An 18,553-nucleotide genomic window follows, 5' to 3' on the forward strand; every position below is an offset into this window, starting at 1 on the left:
GCACTTGTTAGTGCAAAAAACTCTTCTGATTTGTGGAATTTACGATGTCTTGTTAGAGAAAAACTTATTGAATACATAAAAAATGAAGCACCGCAAAGCTTACCAAAAATAAGAAATACTGTTTATTTGGAGGAAAAATGAGAATAATTATAATATCAAATAGATTGCCTATAAACATAACAAAAAACAAAGAAAACCAAAACAAATTTCAAAAAAGTTCAGGTGGTCTTGTAACTAGTATTGGCGCATATACTGAAAAAATGACTGATCTATCTTATGTATGGGTAGGCTGGCCAGGTATAAGCATAAATAGTAAAACAGAGCAAGAAGAAATAACAAAAGCACTTGAAACTATACACTGTTACCCTGTTTTTCTTACGGAAAAAGAAATGGATAAATTTTATCTTGGTTTTTGCAACCGTACAATCTGGCCTTTATTTCATTATTTTCCTACTATTGCAAGTTTTGAAAAAGAACATTACAATACATACAAATCTGTTAATCTAAAATTTGCAAAGGCACTTGGCAATATCATAAATGAAAATGAAGATATAATATGGGTACACGATTACCATCTTATGCTCTTGCCTAGTTTACTTAGACAAAGTTACCCTACTTTAGCTATAGGTTTTTTCTTGCATATACCTTTTCCTGCTTATGAGGTTTTTCAGTTGCTACCATCTCAGTGGAGAGTAGAAATTATAGAAGGCCTGCTTGGTGCTGATTTAATTGGTTTTCATACACATGAATATACCGATAACTTTTTAAGAGCCACATTACGCTTTACAGGTTTAGAAAATCATCTAGGTGTTATAAACAATAAAGGCAGACTTGTAAAAGTTGGGACACATCCAATAAGCATTGACTATTTAAAGTTTAGCAAAACTGCAAAAAGTCCCGATGTTATATTAAAAACGCAAGAGATAAAAAACCAATTTAAAAATAAAAAGATACTCTTTAGTGTGGATCGTTTGGATTATACAAAAGGAATATTAAATAGATTGCTTGGTTTTGAATATTTTTTAGATAAATACCCCGCCTGGAGAGAAAGTATAACACTTATAATTGTAGTTGTACCTTCACGAATAGGTGTTTTCCACTATCAACAAATGAAAAAACAAATAGATGAAACAATAGGGCGAATAAATGGAAAATTCAGCACTGTTGAATGGACTCCAATCGTATATAAATTTGGCTCACTTGATTTTGAGAACCTTGTTTCATTTTATAGTGCAAGCGACATAATGCTTGTAACACCTCTAAGGGATGGCATGAATCTTGTCGCAAAAGAGTTTGTCGCAAGCAAACAAGAAAAAAACGGTGTTTTAATACTTAGTGAAATGGCCGGGTCAGCAAAAGAATTATTGGAAGCTTTAATTATTAACCCAAACAGTATAGAAGAGATTGGTGAAGCTATAAAAAAAGCTCTTGATATGTCCAAAGAAGAACAAAGCCAAAGAATAGAAAAAATGCAGGAGCGCATTAGTAGATACAATGTATTTAGATGGGTTAGTGATTATTTAAATGAATTAAATAAAACCACTCTTTTGCAAAAACAAATGGAATCTCAATTCATTAATCAATCAATAGAAAATCAAATTATCTCTGAATATGCTAAAGCAAAAAAAAGATTAATAATGCTCGATTACGATGGAACACTTATAGATTTTGTAAATTCACCTAAAGAGGCTGTGCCAACAAAAGAATTAATTCACTTGATACATCGGTTAACTCAAGAAAATAATACTATTGTAATAGTAAGTGGCAGAGATAAAGACACACTTCAACAATGGTTTGAAAACTTAAACATTGCTATTGTAGCAGAACATGGAGCTTTTTATAAATATCCTAATTCAAATTGGAAGTTATATCAAAATAATATTGACAAAAGTTGGAAAAACGCAATTATAAATATCTTAAAATTATACAGTGATAGATTACCAGGTTCTTTTATAGAAGATAAAACATTTTCTATTGTTTTTCACTATAGAAACACTGATCCTCAAACTCAGTCAACATTTATACCCGAATTAAATGGTCATCTCCAAAACTTTGTGGCAAATACAAATCTTAAGGTTCATAAAGGAAATAAAATTCTTGAGATAAAACCCGCAAATATAGGCAAACATTGCGTTGCAGAAATTTTTAACATAAAAAGCTATGATTTTATGCTTGCAATAGGTGATGATTATACAGACGAAGACATGTTTAAAGCTTTGCCAGAAAATGCAATTACAATAAAGGTTGGTGAAATTTCAACTCTGGCAAAATACAATATAAAAAGCCCTCAGCATGTAATAAAATTATTAGAAAAACTTATTAATACTACTGTCTCATAAAACAACTGTTGCGCGGGACTGTTGCAAGATAACAAGTAAAGTTAGATACTCTCTGACATGTCTGGTAATTAGAAAATTATCTTTTACAAACTCTCTGCCTTTTCTTTTAAGTCTTTTAAATAAGTCATCATCACTTAAAAGCTGTTTGATTCTAAGTGCTGCTCCTTCTGGTGTATTAACTAAAAAACCATTATAGTTATCTATAACCTGAAGTCTTATGCCACCTGTGTTACCACCAATAACAGGTTTACTTTTCCACAATGATTCTGTAACTGTTAAACCAAAACCTTCTTTTGTTGATTTTTGTATAACAATATCAGCTGCTCTTTGAAGCGCATTAATTGTAATATTTGCATCAGGCGGTAATGACAAAACATGTATATCTTTATCAGAGTTTGCAGCAGTAAGCGTTTCTTCTAATACAATACTACCTTCTGGATCATCATCTGCGCTTCCACCTGCCAAAACAAGCTGTATAGATGGAATAGATTTTTTTACCAACTTGTAAGCGCTAATTACGCCTATTGGATCTTTAAATCTATCAAAGCGTGAAACTTGTAATAATACAGGTCTTGAAGGATCTATATTAAATTCTGTATAGACCTTTTCTATATCTTCTTTATTTAAATCTTTATTTTTGTCGCTTAATGGATTTATGCTTGGAGCAATTATGTATTGAGGATGAGGCAAACTTCTTGCAAAATCAACCAATGAAAAAATACTTGCATCGTAATGGATAACAAATTGCTTAAGAAACTTCCATACCTGTCTATTTGGCCTTGAAATATCAATATGGCATCTCCATATCCACTTTCCTTTTCTGTTTGGAAAAAACTTTATCAACGCTGCTGGTTGCGGATCATGAATAAAAACAAAATCTGCTTCGTTAAGCAAATCATATAACCTTTGAGCGTTTTCTTCATTTGTTTGTTCATACACTTTAAGTAGTGTATCTGGCACTATCTGATTTTTAACTCCTTGTAATAAATTATGAAACATTTTTGTACATTTGTAAAAATCGGATTGACCAACAACAATTTCCCATGTAGCATCCAGACCTAACTCATGTTTTAGCGGCAATATATTTGTCAATAATTCTGCAACACCACCGCCAATTTTTGTTGAATTTATATGAACAATTTTTTTTCCTTGTAAAAAACTTGATAATTTAACCAGATGATCTATTTCACTTATACCTACTATTGATTCTAATTCGGAAAGCATTTTAAATCCTCATTTAAAATACATATTAAAAATTTTTGATATTTTTTCTTTTAATTTCGATAATGGCAAAAAAAATGGATCGATATTAATTATCATGTCAATAAGCTCTTCATACCCATCAAACAATGCTATCCAGTTTGAAAAATCGTCACGATGATTGGGCGTTCTTCTTCTTGCATCAATAAAATGAAAGTACAAAGAACCATAAGACAATTCATCGATTGCATCTAAAAAACCCCTGGGCTCATTTACTATCTTAGTTGTATTAAATACAACCATACCAAGCTTTAAAAAATAAAAAGGCTCCTGGGCATTGGTATACAGTAAAACTGTATTTTGTTCTAGAGAATTTTGTATAATGTCAAGTAGTTCCTGACGCAAATCATCAATAGAACCAAAATCTTGTGGCTGCAAAACAGATAACTTTTCTGCTAAAGCTTTATCATGAATTTGTTCTGCTATCCATTGAGCAAAGTCATTGTTAAATTCGGGTGTACTAAAAGATGTGCGAAGCAACTTACCCCAAAAATGATAGTAAATAGAATCTGTATCAATATTCAATAACTGCGTAAATAATTCTTTTGTGTTAAGTGCATGTTTGCCTGTTGCAATCGATAAAATAGAACAATCTTTTATCTCAAAAGGTAGAATATTACTTTCCATAACCATCTCCAACACAGTTTCACATTATATACCAAATAAATAAATAATCAACTATTACAATTTTTGTTGCAAAAAAATACGCTACATTGTATAAATAAAAAGGAGGCAAATAATGAAAGTAGCTGACTATCTTTTAAAAATTACACCTTACGAAGGTGGCAAACCTATAGAAGAATTACAACGAGAGTTGGGTTTAGTGGATGTTATAAAACTTGCTTCAAACGAAAATCCGCTTGGACCATCAAAAAAAGTTATCGAAACAATTTGTAAAATAGCAGTTAATGTAAATTTGTACCCAGATGGCAACGCCTATTATTTAACACAAAAATTAGCTAAACACTTAGGCATTAGTGAAAAGAATCTGATATTTGGAAACGGTTCAGACGAAATAATAGAACTATTATACAAAGCATTTGCTACTAATCAAAACGATGAAATATTATACTGCTACCCTACTTTTATAGAATACCGCATAATTGGTATGGCTTTTAACAAAAAAATTATAGAGCTTCCGTTAAAAGATTTTGCATACGATATTGATAACTTGATTGAACATATTAATGAAAATACAAGAATTATTTTCATTAATACTCCAAATAACCCAACAGGGACACTTACAGGCCTAGATGACATATTAAAAATTATAAACAAAGCATCAAAGGACACGCTTATTGTAATAGATGAAGCTTACTATGAATACGCAAAGCCTTCAACACATTACAAAGAATTACTTGATCTTTATAAAAAAGAAAATGTTATAATTTTAAGAACCTTTTCCAAAGCATATGCGCTAGCTGGCTTAAGAATTGGCTATGGCATTGCAAACGAGTTTATTATTCAAACGCTTAATCGGGTAAGACCACCTTTTAATGTAAATATTATAGCACAAGCAGCTGCGATTGCTGCTCTTGATGATAAAGAACACTTAAAAAAAAGCATACAAACAAACGAAGAAGGAAAACAATTTCTATACGAGCAATTCAATAAATTAAACCTATTTTATGTACCCACCTTTGCTAATTTTATCTTATTTTCAACACCAATTGATGCTTCAATAGTTTATGAAGGTCTATTAAAAGAAGGTGTTATTGTAAGAAGCATGAAACCTTACGGATACAATAATTTCTTAAGAGTCACAGTTGGAACCCAAAAAGAAAATGAAATTTTTATACAAAAACTTAAAAAGGTTTTGCATGTTTAATACCATTGGCATTGTTGGACTCGGATTAATCGGTGGCTCTTTGGGTCTTGCAATTAAACATAAAAAGCTTTCAAAGATAATCATAGGTTATGATAACAACCAGGAAAACCTAGATGACGCATTAAATTTAGAGTTAATAGATATTGGCGCAAATTCATATAAATCTTTTTCAATTTGTGACTTTGTAATTGTATGTGTCCCACCATCACAAACAGCAAATGTTATACTAAAGTTATTTGAAGTATTAAAAGAAAACACCATTATCATAGATGTTGCAAGTATCAAAAAACCTATTATTGATTCTATTAAAAATTACATACCAAAAACAATAGCATACGTACCCACGCACCCAATTGCCGGCACAGAAAACTTTGGACCCAAATCTGCTTTCAGACAGCTTTTTGATGATAAGTATTTTATAATAACACCAACTGGCGATATTGGTTTTGCAGAAAAAAAAGTTGAAGAGTTTGCAAAAACAATTAACATGAAAGTAAAATATATGGATGCTGACAAACATGACAGAGTATTTGCTTATGTCAGTCATTTACCACATGCAATTGCCTACAGTCTCGTAAATCTTATAAGGCAAAAAAAAGAAGATGATGAAGCATACGGTTTTATTGGTGGTGGGTTTAAAGATTTTACGCGTATAGCAAAATCAAATGAAAAAATGTGGTGCGATATCTTTCTTTTAAATCAAAGCAATATGATTAACGCTATAGATGAATATATTCAAAATTTACTAATATTAAAAGATGCAATAAAAAATAATGAAGAACAAGAGTTAATTCAAATACTTAAAAATATAAGATTGTTTAAAGAGAATTTGGATGTCTAGTTTTATTATTACAATAGATGGTCCAAGTGGAGCTGGTAAAAGTACAATTTGTAAAATGCTCTCTATTAATGATGGATTTGTGCATATTGATACAGGTAAAATTTATAGAAGTATTGCTTATTTACTGAAAGAATTCACAAAAGAAGAATTAAACAAATTAAAACTCGATTTTAAAATTGAGAATTTCCAAGTCTTGTTTATTTACAAAGACATAATTTTAAATGGTATCCTGGTTGGTGAAGATATTGCAAAAAAAGCTTCAAAAATAGCTAAAAATGAATTTGTAAGAGATTTTGTAAATAAACTAGCAAGGACAATTGCTCAAGAAGGAAAATTTGTTATCGATGGTCGAGATGCTGGAAGTGTAATTTTTCCAAATGCAAACATAAAATTCTATTTAGATGCAAAGTTAGAAGAAAGAGCTAAAAGACGATCAAAAGAATTAAGTGTTGACTATAGTCAATCCCTAAAATCTCTATCCTGTAGAGACGAGCAGGATACACAAAGAAAAATTGCCCCTCTTATTATACCGAAAGGGGCAATAATAATAGATACAACGTTTTTATCTATAGAGGAAGTTTACAATAAAATAAAAAGTTACATTTAAGCTTTCATTTTTTCTATGTATTTTTGAGCATTAGATGCGGCAATAGCACCATCAGCGCAGGCTGTTACAACTTGTCTTAGAGATTTTTTTCTAACATCGCCTGCTGCAAAAATACCAGGAATGTTTGTTTCCATTTCTTCATTTGTTATTATGTAGCCATACTCATCTGTTTGTATTAAATCAGAAACAAATTTTGAGTTTGGAGTAAGGCCAATGTATATAAATATACCATCTATATCTAATCTTGATTGTTGTTTTGTTTTTACATTTTCAATGAGGACACCTTTAACAAATTTATCACCTAAAATTTCTTTTACAACACTATCAAATACAATTTCTATTTTATTATTTTTCTTTACTCTATCTTGTAAAATTTTTACAGCCCTAAACTGGTCTCTTCTATGAATTAAATATATCTTTTTTACAAGATTTGCTAAATATAAAGCTTCTTCCAAAGCAGAATCACCACCGCCAACCACAGCTACTGTCTTGCCTTTAAAAAATGCACCATCGCATGTTGCGCAGTATGAAACACCTTTTCCAATAAACTTTGCTTCTCCTGGACAACCCAGCCTATCTGCGCTTGCACCTGTTGCTAAAATAATTGTTTTTGTTGTTATACAGCTTTTATTTGTAAGTATTACTCTTTTGCAAGAGATATCGTTTTCTATCTTCTCAACACCATCATAGCTAATTTCAACTTCAAATTTTTTTGCCTGTTCTAAAAACTTGTCTATTATATCCATGCCGCTTATACCTTCTGGAAATCCAGGATAATTTTCTAAAGCGGCGCTAAAAACTATCTGTCCACCGAATACTTTTTCTTCCAAAATAATTGTCTTTAAACCGCTCCTTGCTGCATAAATACCTGCTGTTAAACCAGCTGGTCCACCACCTATTATAACAACATCATACATCCAATACCCCTTTTAAAAATTGGACCGAGAAAGCCTCGATCCAATTATAAAATTTTATCCAACCTTTGAGTGAAATATTCTTTTGGTGCAGCACCGATAATTTGATCTACCACTTCTCCGTTTTTGAAAATCATAAGTGTTGGTATGCTCATAATTCCATATCTAACTGCAATATCAGGTTCTTCATCAGTGTTTAATTTTCCGACTTTAAGTTTACCTTCATATTCATGTGCAATTTCTGATACTACAGGTGCAACCATCCTGCATGGACCGCACCATGGAGCCCAAAAATCTACTAAAACCGGAATGTCCGATTTTAATACCTCTTGTTCCCAGTTATCAGTAGTCAACTTTACCTCGACTGCCATAATTCCTCCTTGAATAAATCTCGCCTAGATTCTATAACGAAAAATACTTTTTGTCAAATGTAACTCATTAACTTAATTTTTTCAAACAGCCTGACAACTTGTTTTTTTGTGTTTTCTAACGAATAAGAATTATCAATTACAAAATCAGCTTTTTGTTTTTTTTCTTCTATATCCATTTGTAAATTGATCAATTTCAACGCTTCATCGTATGTTAAATTTTGCCTTTTCATTAATCTTTCTATCTGTATTTCTTTTTTTGCATAAACAACTATTGTTTTATCAAAGCTGCTTTCTAAGTGCTTTTCAAACAACAATGGAACATCGTAAATAATCACCGCATTTTTTTCTTTTTTTAATATAGATTCTTCAATTTCTTTTCTTTTTTGCTGAACGTACGGGTGAATAATCGACTCCAAAAGAGTCAACTTTTGTTTATCATTAAATACAATTGCGCCTAATTTTTTTCTATCTATATCACCGTTTTCATCAAGTATTGATTCTCCAAACACTTCAACTATTTGCTTATGAGTTTTTTGTGTTTTTTTTAGTGCTGTGTGTGATATCTCATCTGAGTCAATAACATGCGCGCCAAGCTCTCTAAACATATTAGCAACGGTTGATTTACCGGTGGCTATTGAGCCAGTTAAACCTACGCGCATTTAATTGGGCACTCCGTACAGTTTGGGTTTTTTCTGCAATATGTTTTGGCTAATTTTACAATCAAAGCGTGGTATTCTTTAAACAATTCAACATCTTTTGGTAAATTTTGCATAAAAAAAGACTGAACCTCTTCATATTTGCTTGAGTCAAAAAGCTTTTTTCGCTTTAAAAATCTTATGGTATATGCATCTATAACAAAAACAGGCCTTGAAAACGCATAAAGCAAAATTGAATCGGCTGTTTCCAAACCTATGCCTTTAACATTTAAAAGCATTTTTCTGAACTGCAAAGTATCTGTAGTATTTTCATCAAAGTTTGCAAAAAATTTTGCAATTTCTTTTAAATAAACGCTTTTTTGTTTATAAAAACCTGCAGGTTTTATTAACTGTTGTATATATTCTAAAGGCACGTCTCTAATTTTGCAAAGATTGCAAAAACCTTCTTTTTTTAGATTAAAAATAGCTTTCTCTACATTTTGCCAGCTTGTATTTTGCGTTAGAATTGCTCCAATTATTATTTCATCTTTTGTTTCAGCTGGCCACCAGTATTGCTTGCCAAAAAATTGTAAAAGCGATTTGTAAATTTCAATGAGCATCAAGTTCGCTTAAAATCTCTTCCAAAATTTCCGAAGCGCTGCCTTCTAAAAATACATCCACAATCTTATCAGTGTACTCACTAAATGTTTTGTTAATTTCGATAACTTTTGCACCTTTCTTCTTTGCCATAGCTGGTAAAAAGGCTGCTGGATAAACCAATCCGCTTGTTCCAATAATTATTAACAAATCACAATTGTTCATTAATTGTTCGCTTTTTTCCTGTGCTTCTTTGGGTATCATTTCACCAAAGAAAATAAAATCAGGTTTCAATGGCACTTTGCAATATGGACAATATGGAACGCTTGATAAATCAAAATCGCTTATATTAAATTTCCTTCTGCAGTTTTTGCAAACAAGCATTCTTGAGTTACCGTGGTACTCAATGATGTTTTTGCTGCCTGCTAAATAATGCAAATTATCTATATTTTGAGTTATTAGTGCTTTTATATAGCCTAATTCTTCAAGTTTTGCAAGAGCAAAATGGGCTTTATTTGGCTTTTTGTCTTTGAGGACTTCAAAAAAAATTTTGTTGATTAAAGCCCATGATTTCTCTGGGTGTTTATAAAAATAATCTATTTCAAACATGCTTGGGTCATATTTTTCCCATAGACCATCTTCTCCTCTAAATGAAGGAACACCGCTTTCTACACTTATCCCAGCACCAGTAAAGCAAACTGCAAATTTTGATTGTTTTATCAAATATGCTGCTCTTTTAATCTGACTCATATTTGCCCCCAATCCCTTAAAAATCTGAAATCCCAGTTTACGCTTCTTCTACTAACTTTAGCTATGATTGGCGGCAACCTTTTAAACTGGTTTTTCCTTACTCTTTCAAATATACCATTTACAATGTTTTCACGAAAGCCTAGATTAACCACTTCATCAATGCTCAATCTCTTGTCAAATAAGTGATACAAAATCAAGTCTGCCTCATCGTAAGAAAAACCCAATTCTTCTTCATCGCTTTGACCTACCCATAAATCGGCAGTAGGTTTTTTATCAATAATGGATTGAGGCACTCCCATGTATTTAGATAAAATTCTCACTTGCGTTTTGTACAAATCACCAATTGGGTTTAGGCTTGATGCCATATCACCATACCATGTACCATAACCAAGCAATAATTCTGTTTTATTGCTTGTTCCAACAACAAGTGCATTTGTTTCATAACTTTGATCAAATAAAATTATCATTCTAAGTCTAGCTAAAATATTACCTATCCTTACTTTATCAAAATTATTTTCAATATAGCTATCAGCCATCTTTGTTATATCAACTTTTTTATAATTTATTCCAAGTTCGTTTATTATTTTAAATGCATCATCAACACTTTCAGCAGAGCTAGTTTTATATGGCAGAATAATCGCATATACATTTTCTTTTCCTAAAGCTTCTTTTAATAAATAAGCCACCAAACCAGAATCAATGCCTCCTGACAAACCAATTACTGCTTTTTCAAAACCAACTTTATGGATCTCATCCCTTAAAAACTCAATTAAATAATCTGCAATTTTAGGCTCATCAAAACTCAACACCTTATATGGATCCATAGCTTTTATCCTTTAATAGTGGCATAAATTCTTTAGCGTGCGCAATATCACTTAGCTCTAAATCAAGTATATACAGATTCTCTTTTAGAAAATCTCCTTTAAATATACACTCACCAAATGAATTGTAAACGAGAGAGCTACCAAAAAAACCCACGCCATCTTCAAAACCTACCCTGTTTACATATATTACAAAGTTGCCGCTTAATGATGAGATATTGTTGCAAATATTGTCCCATATTTTTGTTTTATCTGCCTTATTTTCATAAATCCAGTAAGGAGAAGCAGAAATGATAATTGTCAAATCACTTTTACTTTGTTCAACAAAATGGTGAACACTTAAATGAAATGCTTCTTCACATATAAGTATATTTACTTTGCCAAATTTTGTTTGAGTTGTTTCAAGTGTATCACCCTTTGCAAAGTATCTTGCTTCTTCAAACATTCCGTAGTCTGGCAGGTATACTTTTTTTCTGTTTGTTAAAATAAGGCCATCTGATAAATAAACAGCACTATTGTAGTATAAATTATCTTCTTTTTGAGAATAACCAAGCACAATATCTATAAAATTACTTTTTTGAATAATATTGCTTAAATCTTTGTTTTGTAAGTTTATGCTAGCGTAACTAACCAAATCACGAAGCGCATATCCGCTTGTGGCTAGTTCTGGAAAAATAATTAGCTCGCTTTTTTTGTTTATAGCTTCATCTATAAAAATTTCAATCCGCTCTAAATTTTCTTTTACCTTGCCAAGTTTTGGCTTGAATTGAGCAATAGCAATTTTCATTTAAACACCAATTTTCATATTTACATCTACCCAAACGGCATGATGTATAATAGAACCACTCGATATAAAATCCACACCTGTTTTTGCAATCTCAACAATATTATCCTCATTGACATTGCCAGATGCTTCAAACAAAACTTCACCTGCAAACATTGATACACAGTTTTGCATAATTTCTACATCCATATTGTCAAGCATAACCACGTCAACTTTTAATGATACAGCTTCTTTTACTTCTTCAATGTTTGAAGTCTCAACTTCTATTTTTTTCATAAAGTTTGTTTTTCTAGCAAGTTCTACTGCTTTTGTTATACTACCAGCAATTTTTATATGATTATCCTTAATCAGAATTGCATCAAACAAACCAATGCGGTGATTTAAGCCACCCCCGACAAGAACTGCATATTTTTCAAAATATCTAAAGCCTGGTGTAGTCTTTCTTGTTTCAACAATTTTAGCTTTATAGTCTTTTATCAAGTGGCTATAAAATTTAGTTTTAGTTGCAATACCTGATAATCTTCCAATGATATTTAAAATAAGCCTTTCTGCCTGCAATAATGCACTATCTTTTGCTTCAATTACAGCAATATGACTACCAGCTTTAACAAATTGACCTTCTTGAACATAAAACTTAATTTTAGCTTCTTCTTTTAAAACATCAAAGATCGGTTTTATAAAAATTAAACCCGCAACTATAAAATCTTCTTTTGCTTTAATTAATGCTTTTGTTTTAGATCCATTACATATACTTTCTGTAGTTACATCGCTATAGTAAATGTCTTCTGATAGATATGACTTGAGTAAATTTTCCAAAAATAATCTGTTCATTGTCTTTTTATGGATATCATGCGTTCAATTGGCTTCTTTGCTTTTTGAATTTGCTCATCTGTAAGAATTATCTCATAAACTTCTCTTTCAAGTGCATTTAATACATCTTTTAATGTTGTTTTTTTCATATTGGCACAAATAGATTTCGAACCTAATGTATAAAAAGTTTTATCTGGCGCTTGTCTTTTAAGTTCAAAAACTATGCCACTTTCGGTTGCTATTATAAACTCTTTTGTACTGCTTTTTAAGCAGTAGTTTATAATCCCGGCAGTAGATCCTACAAAATCTGCAAGCTCAATAACCTCCATTGGAGATTCTGGATGAACACATACTTTAGCTTCAGGATGAATTTTAAGCAAATCCTGTATGTCTTTTCTTGTAAAACTATCATGAACCAAACAATACCCATCAAATAAATAAATTTCTTTATCTGCTACATTTTGTTTTACATATTCACCTAAGTGCTTATCTGGTACAAAAAGTATCTTTTTGGCTTCAAGACTTTTTACAACATTAATTGCATTTGCTGAAGTACAACAAATATCTGAAACCATTTTAACATCTACATTCGTATTAACGTAAGAAACAATACTCACATCACCAATTTCATTTTTCATATTAAGCACTTTTTCGGCTGTTGCCATATCAGCCAAAGGACATCCAGCGTCTATAACTGGTAAAATTACCTTTTTTTGAGGCGATAAAATCTTAGCAGTCTCTGCCATAAACTTAACACCACAAAACACTATTATATCAGCATCGGTTTTTGAAGCTTCTATTGATAAAGCCAAAGAATCACCAATAAAATCAGCTAATTCCTGCACTTCATCTCTTTGATAATAATGTGCTAAAATAATAGCATTTTTTTCTTTTTTAAGCCTTGTTATTTTAGATTGTATTTTTTCTTCCATAAAAAACCTCGCTTTTTAGTATATAAAATTTAAATATTTAATCAAGCTTTTTATACCGCTTAAACTCATACTTTTTATTAACAAATTGACAAATACTTAACTATATGCTAAAAATAAAGTGTTGCAAGTTCAAGGGAAGAAAGGGTGAGATTCCCTCGCTGTACCCGCAGCCGTATTAAGGCAAAAAGCTTAAGAAACAGCCACTGCCTCTTTGGTGGGAAGGCCTTAAGCCACAAGCCTTTAAGCCGGAAGACCTACTTGCAGCAAAAGTATCTTTTTATGCAGCGGGAGTTCTGCTAAAAAGATTGTAAAATTTCATATAGGAGGTTTTATATGTGGTATAAGTTAATAGTTGGTTTTGTATTGGTGGGATTTTTGTGTAATTTTGCTTTAGCTGATGAAAATGTTGTTGTAACTGCTTCTAAAGTGGATACGCAGATTGCTAAAACACCTTCTTTTGTTGAAGTTGTTACACAAAAACAAATTGAAGGTTCTGGCTCTATTTTCACGCAAGATGCGCTTATTGGCTTGCCTGGCATATCAATTTCATCAAATGGTCCATTTGGTGGGCAAACCTCTTTTTATATGAGAGGGCTTAGAAGTTACTATACAAAGTATCTAATGGATGGCGTAAATATAGGCGATCCATCTGGCCCGCAATCTTTCTTTGATATGTCCTCACTTTTGCCATACAATTTAAGCAGAATTGAGATTGTTCAGGGCTCTCAAAGCGGACTATATGGAGCTGATGCAATTGCTGGCGTGGTAAATTTCATCACAAAAAAAGGCGAAGGTAAACCTCATGCAACCTACACTCAAATGTATGGTTCGTTTGGCACATACGCAGAAAACCTATCTTACTCTGGTAAGGTCGGAAATTTTTCTTTTTATTTAGATGGCACCAGATTTGACACTACAGGTACATCAAAAACCAATTCTTACAATCCCCAAACTGATTCATATTCCTATGGAGGCAAAAGGGATGGATATCATCAAAGTGCTTTCAATTCAAGGTTAGAATACGATTTAAATGATTTTAAAATTGGCTTACTCATTAATGCACAAAAAGTACAAAACTATTTAGATCAATATAGTCCAACATATTTTAAACCAGACAATAGCTCATGGTTAAACACAACATATCCAGGCAAATCCTATAGAGAAGATAGCGAAACCTACCTTACAAAAGTTTACGCTCAAAAAACTTTTGATAAGCTGACATTAAAGCTGGATGGTTATTATTTTCAAAACTTAAGATACTATAAGGATAATTACAGCTACCCATATCCGGCTACTATACCAGCTCCACAAAGCGACTTTTACAGCAACAACTACAAAGGCTATCGCTATGGAAGTGATTTGCAACTTGAGTATGTTTTCAATAAAAATTTTAAAACCGTAGCTGGCCTAAACTATACAGTTGATAGAATGAGCTATGACTACCCGAGTTATTTTAGTAAAAACAGAGACAATGTAGGTGCTTTTGTTGAATTTTTGCCAAGCATAGGTAATTTAAACCTTCAAGCAGCTTTTAGAGAGGATCATTTTCAAACATTTGGAGACCATGGCACATACAAGCTTGGCGCAAGCTACTTAATTGAACCTACAAGCACAATTTTAAAAGCCAACTGGGCAACAGGTTTTGAAGCACCTACTTTATTTGAGCTTTATGCATCCGGCGTTCCTGCATGGTTTTTTAGCGGAGGAAATAGAAATTTATCACCAGAACAATCAAAAAGCTGGGATATAGGATTTATGCAAAACCTGTTTAACAATAAAGTCTTGCTAGGCGCAACATACTTTAGAACAACAATAACAAATAGAATTGAATACTATACAAACCCAAATACATGGGAGTCTACATATAAAAATGTTCCAGGAAATACAGTTGCAACTGGTATAGAATCATACATAAAAATAAAACCAGTAAAACAAGTTGAATTAGGTCTTAACTATACCTATACTGATAGCACAAACCCAAACACAAATATGCAGTCAGCACGTATACCATACAGCATTACATCGGGCTATATAAACTATTCACCAATAGAAAACCTAACACTCCACTTAGATGGTAGATATATAGGCACAAGGTATGACAATGATTCTCACACACATCAAACAGGCAGATATACAGTATTTGATGCAAATATTGCATATAACATTACAAAAGACCTGAAGGCATCTGTTGCTATCTACAATATTTTTGATAGGTTCTACCAGGATATTTGGGGTTACACAACACTAAAGCGCAGTGCCTATGCAACGCTTAACTACACATTCTAAACCCATAAGCTGGGCTTTAGCTTTTTTGCTAAATATGGCAATAGTCATGGGCTTTGCCCAGCTTTTTAAATTTTACCATATAAAAACATCAAAAATATACACAGTAGATATTTATAATGTAAATCAATACCAAAAAACAATAAGAGCTAATCAAACTTTAACACAAATTAAGCCAGAAAATACAAAAAAGCCTTTATTTAAAAAAATACCAAAAAACGATATATCAAATCAAACTATCAATCATAATCGCACATTAATTACACAAAAAGCTCTGCCACTTAAAAACGATAGGAAATTTTTCGTTAACGCTCAAAATGACAATGCAAGCTTTCCGCAAACAATAACAAACAAATCGGGTAGTCAACCCCAAACAAATCCCATACAAAACCCACAAACAGCCACTTATGATGCAAACCCATCAAACACATCTACCGACCCAATTGACATTCAAAGTACTCCTCAGATTGCAAATTGGATTGAAAAACATAAATTTTATCCGCAAGAAGCTATTTTTAAAGGTGAAGAAGGTAAAATTAAACTGGTTTTTTTGATTGATAAAAACGGCTATCTAAAGAATATTTCAATATTGGAAAAATCCCCATACGATAGTTTAAACAAAGCAGCAATAAAAATAATACATAATTCTTCACCAGTTCCTCAAAAACTATTAACAAATGTAAATTTGCCATTTTATGCAAAGATAAATATAATATTTAAGCTTGAGTAAGTTTCAATAGTAAACTTTTATAGCAATTTTCAATTTCTTCTTTCTTTTTATCAAAACTCAAAATACGCAAGTTTTGAATCTTTAGTATATGTTCTTTTAAATTATTAATATTATCTATTTGAGTCAAACACCCTAAATTTTTTAAATACTCAACTTCTTGAGCAAAACTATCCATAAACCTTCCACAAAACACAAAATTGTTATATACTGCTGGCTCAATAGGGTTATGACCCTTTAGCTTACCTGACAAAGAACCGCCAACAAACACCATTGAGCTAATTGAGTAAAGGGCTTCCAAAATACCAAATCTGTCAACTAAAACACAATCTTTTATATCGCTTAATTTTGACAACATTGAATATTCTACAGCAATTCCTTTTAAAAATTTTTCAAACAGTGGTAAATCTTCCATATATCTTGGTGCAATAATCACTCTATAACCTAAACTTAAAACCTCATTTATCGCTTTTTGCAAAAACTCCAGTTCTTGTTTATGAAAGCTTGCAAAAACAAAAATTTTCTTATTATCCATTTTTAAAGTGAGCAAAAAATCATAATCAAAAGTTTTTTTTCCTAAAGCGTACTTGACGTTATCACAAAGTTTGACATTCTTATTAAATTTATTAAATTTTTCCATATCTTTTTGTGATTTTGCAATTATAATATCAAACTTTGATATAGCTTCATAAAACACTTTAAATCTTAGGTAAAATTTATAGCTTCTATCAGACATTCTAGCATTAATCAAAATAACTCTTACATTATACTTTCTAAGATAATTAAGATAGGACGGCCATATTTCTGTTTCAAAAAAAATAGCTAAATGCGGCAAATTATAATTAAATAATTTTTTGTATAAAAAAATAAAATCCAGGGGCGCTAAAAAAACCTCTAATCCTTGAGATTTTAGGTAATCATAGCCGATATTGCTTGTTACACTGAAAAGCAATTTTTTTTTGAATATACTTTCAATTGTATTTTTAATATTTAAAAAAGCTTTTGCTTCACCTAAACTTGCAAGATGCACCAAAATATATTCGCTTTGTTTTATTGGGTCTGGGTTTATTCTATCAAAAAATCTGTACCTAAAGCGTTTACTTGATATAGCTTTTATTAGCAAATATGGCAAACTTAACAAAAAAACAAAAAAAAGTATAATATTATAGCTAAGCATTTTCAAATTGAAGCTCTATCAGCCTTTGGTAGTATTTATTGGTTTCCAATAGTTCTTTGTGTGTGCCTATACCAACAATCTGACCTTGTTTTATTACCACAATTTTTGATGCGCTAAGTGCAGTGGACAATCTATGAGCTACCAAAAAAACCGTCCTATTTTTAATCAAATTTGAAATAGCTTTTTGTACATAACTTTCTGCTTCTGCATCAAGTGCACTTGTGGCTTCATCTAAAATTAAAATATCAGGGTTTTTCATAATGGCTCTTGCAATTGCGATTCTTTGTCTTTCTCCTCCAGATAAAATTACTGCCTGTTCACCGAGATTTGTATCGTAACCATAAGGTAGCTTCATTATAAAATCATGCGCATAGGCTAATTTTGCAGCTTCAATTACTTTTTCTTTATCTGGATTTTCTATACCATAAGCTATGTTGTTAAAAACTGTATCAGCAAAAAGCAGAACATTTTGTGAAACACTGGCAATTTTTTTTCTTAAACTCTTAAGCTCAAAATCCTTTATATCAATCCCATCTATTAAAATTCGCCCTTGAGTTGGATCATAAAAACGAGGTATCAAATCCATAAGAGTTGTCTTACCGCCACCGCTTTCACCCACAAATGCAACTATTGTTTTTGCTTTTACTTCCAAATTGATATTTTTTAGAGCATATTTTTTGCCATCATATGAAAAACTTACATTATCAAATACAATTGATTTTTTAACACCTTCAAAAATAATTCCTTTTTTAGTTGTTGTTTCTTGTGCAGATTTTGTATCTAAAATAAAAAACACCCGCTCTATTGCACCAATAGAAGAATTTATGCTGTTACTTGCTTTGGCAATTGTTTTAAAAGGTCTATATAACATAAAAAG

General features: G+C 31.5%; 19 protein-coding genes and 1 riboswitch. Of the genes, 6 read left to right on the top strand and 13 right to left on the bottom strand.

What is annotated here, in order from left to right; genetic code table 11:
- Positions 1-137 precede the first annotated feature (137 nt).
- A complete protein-coding gene (locus Q0C22_RS05590; RefSeq protein WP_291492636.1) occupies positions 138-2,339 on the top strand; it encodes a bifunctional alpha,alpha-trehalose-phosphate synthase (UDP-forming)/trehalose-phosphatase in 2,202 nt (733 codons plus the stop codon).
- Here the strand turns inward: Q0C22_RS05590 and Q0C22_RS05595 are convergent.
- Positions 2,334-3,563 carry a glycosyltransferase gene (locus Q0C22_RS05595; protein WP_291492638.1) on the bottom strand — a complete coding sequence of 410 codons (1,230 nt, stop codon included), beginning with the start codon at positions 3,561-3,563 and terminating at the stop codon, positions 2,334-2,336. The genes Q0C22_RS05590 and Q0C22_RS05595 overlap by 6 nt on opposite strands.
- A gap of 9 nt (positions 3,564-3,572) precedes the next feature.
- Positions 3,573-4,226, bottom strand: coding sequence for a DUF5752 family protein (locus tag Q0C22_RS05600; protein ID WP_291492639.1), 654 nt, complete (start codon positions 4,224-4,226; stop codon positions 3,573-3,575).
- Positions 4,227-4,338: 112 nt separating this feature from the next.
- On the opposite strand from Q0C22_RS05600, the gene hisC reads away from it, so the two are divergent.
- The 3 genes from hisC to cmk are packed head-to-tail and all read left to right on the top strand — an operon-like array spanning position 4,339 to position 6,875.
- On the top strand, positions 4,339-5,427 hold the full coding sequence (hisC, locus tag Q0C22_RS05605; protein WP_291492641.1) for a histidinol-phosphate transaminase: 1,089 nt from the start codon (positions 4,339-4,341) through the stop codon (positions 5,425-5,427).
- Positions 5,420-6,268: a prephenate dehydrogenase/arogenate dehydrogenase family protein gene (locus Q0C22_RS05610; protein WP_291492643.1), complete on the top strand. Its 849-nt coding sequence runs from the start codon at positions 5,420-5,422 to the stop codon at positions 6,266-6,268. The genes hisC and Q0C22_RS05610 overlap by 8 nt, the downstream gene beginning before the upstream one ends.
- Positions 6,261-6,875 carry a (d)CMP kinase gene (gene cmk / locus Q0C22_RS05615; protein WP_291492644.1) on the top strand — a complete coding sequence of 205 codons (615 nt, stop codon included), beginning with the start codon at positions 6,261-6,263 and terminating at the stop codon, positions 6,873-6,875. Before Q0C22_RS05610 ends, cmk begins: the two co-directional genes overlap by 8 nt.
- On the opposite strand, the gene trxB is transcribed toward cmk, so the two are convergent.
- Genes trxB through nadA form a run of 9 tightly spaced genes read right to left on the bottom strand, consistent with a single transcriptional unit; the run spans position 6,872 to position 13,489 of the window.
- Positions 6,872-7,792 (bottom strand): thioredoxin-disulfide reductase, encoded by a 921-nt coding sequence (gene trxB / locus Q0C22_RS05620; RefSeq protein ID WP_291492646.1) that lies wholly within the window; start codon positions 7,790-7,792, stop codon positions 6,872-6,874. The two genes, cmk and trxB, sit on opposite strands and share 4 nt — an antisense overlap.
- A 44-nt stretch (positions 7,793-7,836) precedes the next feature.
- Positions 7,837-8,160 carry a thioredoxin gene (gene trxA, locus Q0C22_RS05625; protein WP_092128182.1) on the bottom strand — a complete coding sequence of 108 codons (324 nt, stop codon included), beginning with the start codon at positions 8,158-8,160 and terminating at the stop codon, positions 7,837-7,839.
- A 53-nt stretch (positions 8,161-8,213) separates the two neighbouring features.
- Positions 8,214-8,819, bottom strand: coding sequence for a dephospho-CoA kinase (gene coaE / locus Q0C22_RS05630; protein ID WP_291492649.1), 606 nt, complete (start codon positions 8,817-8,819; stop codon positions 8,214-8,216).
- Entirely contained in the window at positions 8,810-9,415 is a 606-nt protein-coding gene (locus Q0C22_RS05635) for an endonuclease III domain-containing protein (RefSeq protein WP_291492652.1), read from the bottom strand. The genes coaE and Q0C22_RS05635 overlap by 10 nt, the downstream gene beginning before the upstream one ends.
- Entirely contained in the window at positions 9,405-10,142 is a 738-nt protein-coding gene (locus Q0C22_RS05640; protein ID WP_291492654.1) for an NAD-dependent deacylase, read from the bottom strand. The genes Q0C22_RS05635 and Q0C22_RS05640 overlap by 11 nt, the downstream gene beginning before the upstream one ends.
- Positions 10,139-10,966, bottom strand: a complete 828-nt coding sequence (locus tag Q0C22_RS05645; RefSeq protein WP_291492656.1) for an NAD+ synthase — start codon at positions 10,964-10,966, stop codon at positions 10,139-10,141. The genes Q0C22_RS05640 and Q0C22_RS05645 overlap by 4 nt, the downstream gene beginning before the upstream one ends.
- A complete protein-coding gene (locus tag Q0C22_RS05650) occupies positions 10,953-11,750 on the bottom strand; it encodes a nitrilase-related carbon-nitrogen hydrolase (protein WP_291492658.1) in 798 nt (265 codons plus the stop codon). Before Q0C22_RS05650 ends, Q0C22_RS05645 begins: the two co-directional genes overlap by 14 nt.
- On the bottom strand, positions 11,751-12,578 hold the full coding sequence (gene nadC, locus Q0C22_RS05655; RefSeq protein ID WP_291492660.1) for a carboxylating nicotinate-nucleotide diphosphorylase: 828 nt from the start codon (positions 12,576-12,578) through the stop codon (positions 11,751-11,753). It lies immediately after the preceding gene.
- A complete protein-coding gene (gene nadA / locus Q0C22_RS05660; RefSeq protein WP_291492662.1) occupies positions 12,575-13,489 on the bottom strand; it encodes a quinolinate synthase NadA in 915 nt (304 codons plus the stop codon). Before nadA ends, nadC begins: the two co-directional genes overlap by 4 nt.
- A gap of 108 nt (positions 13,490-13,597) precedes the next feature.
- Positions 13,598-13,766: riboswitch (cobalamin riboswitch) on the top strand.
- A gap of 56 nt (positions 13,767-13,822) precedes the next feature.
- Here nadA and Q0C22_RS05665 point away from each other — a divergent pair.
- Both Q0C22_RS05665 and Q0C22_RS05670 read left to right on the top strand, forming a co-directional pair.
- Positions 13,823-15,775 (top strand): TonB-dependent receptor, encoded by a 1,953-nt coding sequence (locus tag Q0C22_RS05665; RefSeq protein ID WP_291492664.1) that lies wholly within the window; start codon positions 13,823-13,825, stop codon positions 15,773-15,775.
- Positions 15,750-16,502 carry an energy transducer TonB gene (locus Q0C22_RS05670; RefSeq protein WP_291492666.1) on the top strand — a complete coding sequence of 251 codons (753 nt, stop codon included), beginning with the start codon at positions 15,750-15,752 and terminating at the stop codon, positions 16,500-16,502. The genes Q0C22_RS05665 and Q0C22_RS05670 overlap by 26 nt, the downstream gene beginning before the upstream one ends.
- Here the strand turns inward: Q0C22_RS05670 and Q0C22_RS05675 are convergent.
- Together Q0C22_RS05675 and Q0C22_RS05680 are read right to left on the bottom strand one after the other, a co-directional pair.
- Entirely contained in the window at positions 16,489-17,676 is a 1,188-nt protein-coding gene (locus Q0C22_RS05675) for a glycosyltransferase N-terminal domain-containing protein (protein WP_291492668.1), read from the bottom strand. The genes Q0C22_RS05670 and Q0C22_RS05675 overlap by 14 nt on opposite strands.
- A partial coding sequence (locus Q0C22_RS05680; protein WP_291492670.1) for an ABC transporter ATP-binding protein occupies positions 17,669-18,553 on the bottom strand: 885 nt, incomplete at its 5' end. The genes Q0C22_RS05675 and Q0C22_RS05680, both read right to left, overlap by 8 nt.

This window comes from Desulfurella sp. (genome assembly GCF_023256235.1).
Classification (GTDB): Bacteria; Campylobacterota_A; Desulfurellia; order Desulfurellales; family Desulfurellaceae; genus Desulfurella.